Source organism: Natronospira sp. (assembly GCF_007134575.1).
Classification (GTDB): domain Bacteria; phylum Pseudomonadota; class Gammaproteobacteria; order Natronospirales; family Natronospiraceae; genus Natronospira; species Natronospira elongata.
In genome coordinates this window covers 1-9,380 of sequence record NZ_SLKM01000113.1, presented here as the reverse complement: position 1 = coordinate 9,380, position 9,380 = coordinate 1, and the positions used below count along the sequence as shown (strand labels likewise).

The following is a 9,380-nucleotide window of genomic DNA, read 5'->3' as shown; positions in this document are numbered from 1 at the left end:
TCCACCTCGTCCGGCAGGCGCCCGGTCTGACGCAGGTAGCGCAGGGTCTCGTCGTCGGTCGGGAAGAAGCCGCAGGTGGCGCCGTACTCCGGGGCCATGTTGGCGATGGTGGCGCGATCGGCCAGGGGCAGGTCGTCGAGACCGTCGCCGTAGAACTCCACGAACTTGCCCACCACGCCCTTCTTGCGCAGCATCTCGGTGACGGTGAGTACCAGGTCCGTGGCGGTGGCGCCTTCCGGCAACTTGCCTTTGAGCTTGAAGCCGATCACCTGCGGCACGAGCATGGTCACAGGCTGGCCCAGCATGGCGGCCTCGGCCTCGATACCACCCACGCCCCAGCCGAGCACGCCCAGGCCATTGACCATGGTGGTGTGTGAGTCGGTGCCCACCAGGGTGTCCGGGTAGGCCTGCAGGACGCCATCATTTTTCTTGCCGAAGACCACCCGGGCCAGGTGCTCGATGTTCACCTGGTGAACAATCCCGGTGTTGGGCGGCACCACTTTGAAGTTGTCCAGGGACTGCTGACCCCAGCGCAGGAAGGCATAGCGTTCCTTGTTGCGCTCGAATTCGATTTCATTGTTCTGGGCCAGGGATTGGGCGGTGCCGTAGTTGTCCACCTGCACGGAGTGGTCAATCACCAGCTCGGCGGGGGAGAGAGGATTAATGCTGCCGGCATCGCCGCCCATCTTTTTCACCGCATCGCGCATGGCGGCCAGATCCACCACCGCCGGCACGCCGGTGAAGTCCTGCAGGATCACCCGCGCCGGGGTGAAGGCAATCTCGTCGCTGGGCTTGGCCTTCGGGTCCCAGTTGGCGATCGCCTCGATATCCTTCTTGGTGACCGATTCGCCGTCTTCATGGCGAAGCTGGTTTTCCAGGAGGACCTTCAGGGAGAAGGGCAGACGCGAAATGTCATGCTTGTCAGCCAGCGCGTCGAGCCGATAGATCTCGTAGTCCTTGTCGCCGACCTTCAGGGTCGAGCGGGCCTTGAAACTGTCAGTCATGGGGCCTCCCGGTGTATTTGGAGTTCTGGATGGATGTCGGAACCCGCCGTTTGCAGGGCGGGGCAATGCCTGGCGCCGAGAGTCGGGGCGGGGCGCCTGAAAGCCGCCCATTATACGGGATTCGGACTGTCATTTCACGGCTGACGGCTGCGTTTCAGCCCCCTTTGGTCGCCATCAGGACGGAATCGGCACGGATTCTGCGAAAACGACCAGCGGTTGAGTCGGGCCGACGGATGTCTGGCAGCCGGCGATCGGCTCTGCTGACAGTGTGAGCACCCCGGATCAGGCGCGGTTCCGCAAGTGCTTGAATGCAGGGAAAGGTTCGGCTGGGAAGGGAGCGTAGTGGCGGCAAGACGCCGGTCAGGAGCTGAAGCATCCATTAATACCAGCATTCTTCGGTCTTGCAAAGGCTTTTGTCGGGGAATGGCCGGGCAGCAGTTGAAGAGTCCCAATGCACGGCCGTTAAATGACTTGCAGGCCAGTTACCTGGCAGCCGTCGTAGCAGGATGGAGGTAAGTCATGAGTCGGCAGGCGGATCTGATGGCAGTGAATGATCTTCGCGAGTGGTTTCAGGGCTCGGTGAGCGAAGCCATGCATCGAAACGAGGTGGATGCCACCGAAAGCACGACCCATTACCTCGGGGACCTGCTGCTGCAATACAGCCGCTCCGATAATCTTTATGAAATGACCGAGGAAGGCCGCCATCTGAAACCCCTGGCCTTCATCTACAAGGACGCCATGGAATCCGAACGCCCGGAACTGCGTCGTCATCATCTCCAGCGTCTGGGTGACATCGCATTGTTTGTGGCCGGGTATTTCGCCGAGAGCCTCAGCCGCAAGAGCGTGGACGTGGATTATTACGCCGGCATGGGGGGTGCCGCCTATAACAGTCTCGCCGCCTCACCCCCGCGCAGCTTCGAGCATCTGGCCCTGAATGAGGTCTTTCGGGAGCTGGCGGAAAAATTCACCGCCTTCATGGACGTTCTGGCCGAAGTAGGGCACAGGGCCCACGGCAATGGGGACCAGAGCGTACTGCGTCTCTACGAGACCTGGATGAAAACCGGCAGCCCCCGCGCTCGACGCAAGCTGGAAGCGATGGGCATCGTCCCGGACGAAGCCGCCATCAGCCGTAGCAAGCACTAGGGGTGGCAAGCCATGAACCAGCAGGCCAGTGAACGGACAGGCCAGCGCCTGACAGCCTGGCAACGCATGCTGGAGCGACTTTACGAAGTGGAGGCCGGCTGGGATGTCAGTGACTTTCTGCTGACCGATGAGCGCTTCGTGCAGTTGATCGAGGGCAGGGCACACCGACCCACCGGCGAGAAACTGCTGATCAAGGAAATAGACGGCGAACTCAATGTTTCCCTGTTTCTTGATCGGGAACTGTTGGCACGCCTTGATGCCTCGCCACCGGAGCAATCACTGCACAGTCACAACCTGGAAGATTTCTGGATGGCCCTGGAAGGGGTCAGCCATTTTCTTTATCTGGGGCACAACGCACGTTATGACCGCCCCATTAGCCGTCTGGAGATGGAGCTGCAGGCGGAAGTGGACAAGTTCATGCTTGCCAATCTCCTGCTGGCACGACAGCAGGGACACACACCGGGGCGCCAGATCCATCATGCCCTGTTTCACCGCCCGCGGTTCGACAGCCGATTAAGTCATGCGGAAGGGCAGCGTTACCAGCGTGCCAGTTGCTACGCCGGTCGCTATTGCCGGCGCCTGATGGATCGCATGCGCCATCGGGTGGCCGCGCCCCTCAACCGTGAACTCCGTCGCTTCTACCGACTTCACCGACACCACAAGCTGAACTACATCGACGCCACCGCCCACGCCTGAGCGCAGCTCAGCGCATCGCATCCTTCCTTCCGCTCCCGTTCGCAGCGGTTTTGTTTTTTTGACATAACACGGGGTGTGTCAATGTTGCAACACAATTTTTTCCCTGCATGGTGTTCCAGCGCCCTAAATGATTGGGGTGTCAATCGCCAGGATAGCCAAGGGGGTCGACATGTTTGATCTATACAACATGCTTGCCGGGCTGCGGCCCGGCTGAGTAGGCCCTCGTTTGTCTGTCGAAATCACGTAAAGGAGAACCATCGTGAACAGCAATGCCATACGCAGGGGAGTCGTATTGGCCATTTCCACAATGGCCCTGTCCGGTCTGAGTACGGTTCACGCCCAGGAGGATGACGAGGCTGCGGCCCGCGCCCTGGATCGTGTCACCGTGACCGGCACCCGCATGCAGCGAGTGGATGTGGAAACCGTTTCGCCCACCAGTATTATCGAGCGCGAGGAATTGGAGACCGCCGGGATCAGTTCCGCTTTTGACCTGCTGACCCGTATTCCCTCAGCCGGCTCCGGTTCTTTTACCGAAGCAGGGAACGAAGCCGATGGAACCTCGCCCGGTACAGCCGGTATCGGCCTCCGAGAGTTGCCGGCCAACGCCACATTGGTGCTGCTTAACGGCAGACGTCTGGCCAATTCGCCCATGGCCATGGACATCACTGTCAACTTCGCCGACCTTAACAGCATTCCGGTGAGCGCCATCGAAAGGGTGGAGATCCTCAAGGATGGTGCATCCGCCGTGTACGGCACCGATGCCATCGCCGGCGTGGTCAATATCATTACCCGCGCCCCCGAGGACGGCGTCACCGTGGGTGCCGATTACGGGATTTCCAGCCAGGGCGATGCCCAGGAATACCGCCTCTATGCCAACTGGGGCGCACAGGGTGAGCGGGGCAGTATCCTTGCCGGTTTCGAGTTTTCAGACCGGGATGTGCTCTTCATGAAGGACCGTTCCTTCTCCGAAAGCGCCAATAAGCTGGATATGGGCGGTTTCGATTTCCGCAGTGGCCTGGGCTCCAATCCGGGTTCCTATTTCCTCACGGAAAGCGAAGTCTGGGAGCATGACCCCGCCTGTCCGGCTGATCGCATCGAGCCCGAGCCGAACACCGGCGGTACCCTCTGTGTCTTTGATTTCGCCCCGGACATGATGAACCGCCCGGACGAGCAAAGCGCTTCCGCCTTTGTCCTGTCCGACTACAGTCTTGGCGGCGGCCATCTTCTCTACAACGAGATGTTCTTCAATCAGCGACGTAGCGAGATCACCGGTGCGGCAACACCCACCGTGGGTGACCTCACCATGTCGGAGGATAATGCCAACAATCCTTTCGGTGAGGACCTGATTGTTCGTTATCGTTATACCGATGCCGGCCCGCGGGTACAGGATAATCAGCACACCAATCTGCGCCTGGTGACCGGGGCATCCGGGCCCCTGGCCGGCAACTGGGATTATGACGCCAGCCTCATCCTGCAGCGCCACAGTGCCTGGCAGCGCGGTGTCAGTGGTTTCATCAACCTGGATCGCTCTCAGCAGGCCATTGACGATGAGATCTACAACCCCTTCCTGCCGGCCGGCGAGTCCAATTCACCGGAAGCCATTGACGCGGTTGAAACAACCGTGAACCGCACGGCGGTGTCCTCCCTGCAGGCGATGGAGTTCAATGCCGACGGTGATATCGGCATGTTGCCTGGAGGTCAGGCAGGCATGGCGGTGGGTGCCCAGCTCCGCGAGGAGCGCATTCGCGATACCCCGGATGAGCAGTTCCTGCGTGGGCAGATTGTCGGCACCGAGGCCACCAATGCCAGCGGCAGCCGCAGCATCAACTCCCTGTACACGGAGTTCTACCTGCCACTGCATGATGACTTCTCGGCCCAGTTCGCTCTGCGTCATGACGACTATAGCGACTTTGGCGGGACCACCAATCCGCGTATCGGCTTGTCCTATCAGCCCATGGAAGAGTTGATGTTCCGGGCCTCCTGGTCCGAGGGCTTCCGTGCGCCGAGCATTGCCGAGATCGGCCTGTTGCCCACCGAGCAGTCACCGATCCTGAATGACCCCTTGAACCCCGATGAAGGGCCCATTGAGCGTATCGTGCGCTTCGAAGGTAACCCGGACCTGGAACCGGAGGAATCCGACTCCTTTGTGATCGGGGCGGTCTATCAGCCGCTGGAATGGTTGTCCTTCAGTCTGGACTACTGGGAAATCAATCATGAGAACCTGATTGATGCCGATCCCCAGTTCGTGATCGATCAAGCCGCCGCAGGCAATCCGGAGTTCGAGGACCGTGTTATCCGGGGTCCGGGTGGCAACATCGACTTCATCGAAGACACCTTCCTGAATTTCGGTTCCCAGGAAGTGGCCGGTTTTGATGCCGATGTCCGGGTGACCTTTGATGGCATGGGCGGCGAGTTCGTCTGGCAGACCGAGTTCACCTGGCTGCGGAAATTCCGCCAGCAACTGCGGGAAGGCGAGCCCACTCGCAAGCTCGAGGGGACATTCGAGCGTCCGCAGTTCAGGGCCTTCAGCCGTCTGAACTGGAGCAATGCGGTCTGGGGCTATCACGTCACCCTGCGGCACGTGGGCAATTACACCGAGGAATTCAATCCCTTCGGAATTCCATTCACCATGGAGGATGTGCCGATGGAAGACCGCAGTGTCGCTGGCTGGAATGCCTTCGACGTCGGTGCCTGGTATGAGGTAGGGGATAACGGCAGAGCCTACGTCCATGTGGATAACATCCTCGATGAGGACCCGCCCTTCGTGATGGCGAATGTGTGGGGTTTTGACACACGCAATCACGATCCCCGCGGCACCTTCGTCCGGGCAGGCTTCCAGTACGATTTCTGATCCTTTCTACTCGTCTGGCAAGTGAAATAAGCGGGGCGGGCCTATGGGTCCGCCCCGTTTCATTGCCGGCCGGTCACCGGCCCACGATGAACCTGCCGCCGGCAAGCCCTGTCAGATAGCCCCAGGCAAGCAGGATGCCGCCAGAAAGGCCTGCAACAGGTATCCAATCCGCCTATGCTGTATTCTGACAAGCCCCATCCCCTTCATTGACCCCCAACAACGAGGTGCCCCGTGCGTCCAGTTGTTCTCTTATCCGCCCTGACGCTTTTCCTGTTTGCTGTATCGGCCCATTCCCAGGCCACTCTGATTACGGGCGGTCATCTCTTCGATGGCACCGGCGAGGCTCGGGTTGAAAATCCCGGCATTCTGATTCAGCGGGGAAGATTTCTGGCCGTGGGCGAGGGCAGTGATCGTCTTGAGGATGTAAAGCACATCAAGCTCGAGGATGATCACACCCTCCTGCCCGGCTTTATCGATCTCCATGCCCATTACCATGTGGATCTATTCCAGGCCGGGCGGATTGATGAGACCGAGGCCTATCCCCTGATGTTTCTCGGTAACGGGGTCACCACCACCTTCCCCGGTGGCGAAAAGCAGCCGGACAAGATGCGCGAGCTGCGCCAGGCCATCAATCGGGGCGATCGTATCGGCCCCCGCCTGCTCAACTCCGGCCCCTATTTCGGCAGCGCCCGTCCCGACTGGGAAAGCGGACGCAGCCCCGAGTCCATCCACGAGGAAGTGCACAAACTGGCCGAGCAGGGCGCCGCCGGCTTCAAGGCCAAGAACCCCACCCGCGATGAGCTCGCCGCTCTGATAAAGGCGGCCCACAAACAAGGCCTCACCGTCACCGGCCATCTCAACTCCGGTGTCGGCGACAGCGTCAATCCCAAGGACGCCATCCTCATGGGGATCGACCGGGTGGAGCACTTTCTCGGCGGCGACACCCTGAAACAGGATCGCCACGCCTATCTGAGCTGGAAGCACGTCGACACCGACAGCGAGGAATTCCAGGACGTCGTCGCCCTGTACATCAACCACGGCGTCCATTTCAGCGCCACCCTGGCCGCCTTCGGTGCCTTTGGTCAGACCGACTCACCGGTCTTCGAGGACTTCGCCGACGAGCAGCGTTTTCTCACCGACTATGCCCGCGAGCACCACAAGCCCCGGGAAGCCGACGACTTCACCGAACTGGCCGACACCCTTTACTGGGTGAAGAAAGACACCCTCAAAGCTTTCTACCAGGCCGGGGGAGGGCATCTCATCACCCTGAGTACCGACCATCCCTTCTGGGGCGAATACACCTCGCCGTTCTATATTCATCGGGAAATGCAGGCCATGAATCGTGCCGGCCTGCCTGAACATGCGGTCCTGCGGATCGCCACCCTCAACGGCGCCCGGGCCATGGGCAAGGGCGAACAGCTCGGCAGCATCGAGCCCGGCAAATGGGCCGACCTGGTCGTCGTTGAAGGCAACCCCCTGGAGGACATCACCCACACCCGCAATGTGCGCTGGGTCATGCAAAGCGGGCAGTGGCACAACGCCCCGGACCTCATCAAACAGGCAGAAGGGCGCATCGGACCCCGATCCGAAGCCGAAATGGCAGACTGGAAACCCAGAGCCGAACAGGATTGACGGACCGCCAGGCGGAGGTAACTTTCATGAGCAGCCAAGTGGACATCATCGGACGCCAGAGTTCCCACTACACCCGCATGACGCGGATAGTTGCCGAGGAACTCGGTCTCGAATACCGCTTCCAGCCCATCTTCGACCTGATGAGTGACGACCCGGAAACCTATGCCGGCAACCCGGCGCTCAAACTGCCGGTCCTCAAACTCGACGGGCAGGCCATCTACGGCAGCGTCAATATCTGCCGGGCACTGGCCCAAACCGCCCCCGGCCGACTGCAAATCAACTGGCCCTGGGACGCCGAAACGCCCCTGCTGATGAACGCCCACGAAACCCTTGCCCATGCCATGGCCATGGAAGTGGAAGTCGTGGTCCACGAAAGAGTGGAAAAGCGCCTCCCGGACACCGCCTCAAGGAAACGCCGCCAAAGCCTCATCAACAGCCTCAGCTGGCTGGACACCCATCTCAACGATATCCTTCGGCAACTGCCGCCCCGCGACCTCAGCCTGTTTGAAACCGGCCTCTATTGCCTCCTCACGCACCTGCCATTTCGCAACCCCATGGATCTGCCCCCGATGCCGAACCTGGCGGCCTTCGAAAGGGACTTCGGCAGCCGAGCCTCCGCCCAGGCCACCCCCTACCGCTTCGACAAGCCGCCGGAGTAGGCGCAGGAAAAACCGGGAAAATTGCGCTAGGCTTGGGGCAGGCCAAAGGGAAAGGGCGAAGCGCAATGACCGCCAGCCTGCCACAGCCAGCACCAGCCAACTCAAGCCAGTGGGCTGCTGACCCCCGCAAAAGCCTGGCCCAGGACATGGGTGTAGATCTGCGTCGTGCGCAAATCCGCATGCCCCAGCAGTTCCTGCACCGTGCGAATATCCGAGCCCCGCTTCAAAAGCTCCGTTGCGAAGCTGTGGCGAAAGGTATGGCAGCTCGCCCGCTTGGTAATGCCGCTTTTCCCGACAGCCACCTTCACATGCTTCTGAATCGCACTCACATGGATGTGATAACGCACAATGCGACCCTCATCGTCCCGGCAAAGACCCTCCGACGGAAAAAGCCACTGCCACTGCAGGGACGTTGCCGCCCCTGGATACTTGCGCGCCAGGGCAAAAGGCAGAGTCACCGGCACTCGTTTCTCCGGTGTCGTTCGCATCCAGATCCTTCGGATCTCAGCGATACGCGCCTGGAGCGCCGGATACAGCGATTCAGGCAAGATCGTCGTTCGGTCCTTGCCTCCCTTGCCGTCCCTCACCGTCAGCACCCGTTGAGCGAAATCCAGGTCCTTCACCCGCAAGCGCGCGCATTCAGTAACCCGCAGACCGGCCCCGTACAGCAGCGAGGCCATCAGATCGTAAGGCTCCGGAAGCCGCCGGATCACACTCATGGCCTCCTCATGTGTAAAGACAACGGGAATCTTTCGCGGGCGACGGGCACGGGTCACCAGGCCGATCTCCCCCAACGGCTGTTCCAGCACATGCCGGTAAAGAAACACCAGCGCATTCAGCGCCTGATTCTGAGTCGCCGCCGCCACATTGCGATCCGTCGCCAACCAGCTCAGAAAGCGCCGGACCTCGACCTCGCCCAGCTCCGCCGGGTGCCGAGTCCCGTTAAAACGGATGAAAAACCGAATCCAGTACCAATAAGTCTTCTCCGTCCGCCGACTATATCGCCGCACGCGAATCACCTCCCGGAACCGCTCCCGCAGCCGAGGCTTACGCCCAGAATCCACCATGGCTCTCCCCTTTTATCGAGAACTGTATGGATGTACAGTATTATTAGAAGAGCAAAACGCCGCCGTCAAGCGAATACAGCGCACACTGGCAGGGGAGGCTCATAAGTGATTGAATACAGGAGAATCCCATGAACACCAAAAACCAAAACAACGGACTTATACCGCCGGCAAACCATTGCAATAAAACCGCCAGCGGTCCATTTAGCTGTTATGTGAAGAGGGAGGAGAATGCTTAAGCACTTCAGAAGTTCACCGTTATGGTTGATTGGCCTTTTTATTATTTTTGCCCAAGCCACTGCCGGAATTGCTGCTGTGCAGATAGAAGGAT

Annotated in this window: 7 protein-coding genes; 5 read left to right on the top strand and 2 right to left on the bottom strand. The window is 60.1% G+C overall.

What is annotated here, in order from left to right; translation table 11 throughout:
• A partial coding sequence (locus ACJWXQ_RS04425; protein WP_406672249.1) for an aconitase family protein occupies positions 1-1,004 on the bottom strand: 1,004 nt, incomplete at its 3' end.
• A 519-nt stretch (positions 1,005-1,523) separates the two neighbouring features.
• On the opposite strand from ACJWXQ_RS04425, the gene ACJWXQ_RS04420 reads away from it, so the two are divergent.
• The 5 genes from ACJWXQ_RS04420 to ACJWXQ_RS04400 all read left to right on the top strand — a co-directional run bounded on the left by ACJWXQ_RS04420 (position 1,524) and on the right by ACJWXQ_RS04400 (position 7,985).
• Positions 1,524-2,147: a hypothetical protein gene (locus tag ACJWXQ_RS04420; protein ID WP_346051176.1), complete on the top strand. Its 624-nt coding sequence runs from the start codon at positions 1,524-1,526 to the stop codon at positions 2,145-2,147.
• Positions 2,148-2,159: 12 nt separating this feature from the next.
• The gene (locus tag ACJWXQ_RS04415) at positions 2,160-2,843 is read left to right on the top strand and encodes a hypothetical protein (RefSeq protein WP_346051177.1); all 684 of its coding nucleotides are present in this window, start codon (positions 2,160-2,162) and stop codon (positions 2,841-2,843) included.
• A gap of 259 nt (positions 2,844-3,102) precedes the next feature.
• Complete coding sequence (locus ACJWXQ_RS04410; RefSeq protein ID WP_406672248.1) at positions 3,103-5,694, top strand: TonB-dependent receptor plug domain-containing protein; 2,592 nt, start codon at positions 3,103-3,105, stop codon at positions 5,692-5,694.
• Between the two features lie 231 nt (positions 5,695-5,925).
• Positions 5,926-7,326 (top strand): amidohydrolase family protein, encoded by a 1,401-nt coding sequence (locus tag ACJWXQ_RS04405; RefSeq protein ID WP_346051179.1) that lies wholly within the window; start codon positions 5,926-5,928, stop codon positions 7,324-7,326.
• 26 nt (positions 7,327-7,352) lie between these two features.
• Positions 7,353-7,985 (top strand): glutathione S-transferase, encoded by a 633-nt coding sequence (locus ACJWXQ_RS04400; RefSeq protein WP_406672247.1) that lies wholly within the window; start codon positions 7,353-7,355, stop codon positions 7,983-7,985.
• Between the two features lie 101 nt (positions 7,986-8,086).
• Here the strand turns inward: ACJWXQ_RS04400 and ACJWXQ_RS04395 are convergent, their stop codons facing one another.
• Entirely contained in the window at positions 8,087-9,052 is a 966-nt protein-coding gene (locus ACJWXQ_RS04395; RefSeq protein WP_346051181.1) for an integron integrase, read from the bottom strand.
• Between the last annotated feature and the right edge of the window lie 328 nt (positions 9,053-9,380).

Excerpts from the sequence above, each read along its gene's own strand:
- ACJWXQ_RS04400 (WP_406672247.1), top strand. The coding sequence starts at position 7,353 with ATGAGCAGCCAAGTGGACATCATCGGACGCCAGAGTTCCCACTACACC.
- ACJWXQ_RS04420 (WP_346051176.1), top strand. The coding sequence starts at position 1,524 with ATGAGTCGGCAGGCGGATCTGATGGCAGTGAATGATCTTCGCGAGTGG.
- ACJWXQ_RS04395 (WP_346051181.1), bottom strand. The coding sequence starts at position 9,052 with ATGGTGGATTCTGGGCGTAAGCCTCGGCTGCGGGAGCGGTTCCGGGAG.
- ACJWXQ_RS04415 (WP_346051177.1), top strand. The coding sequence starts at position 2,160 with ATGAACCAGCAGGCCAGTGAACGGACAGGCCAGCGCCTGACAGCCTGG.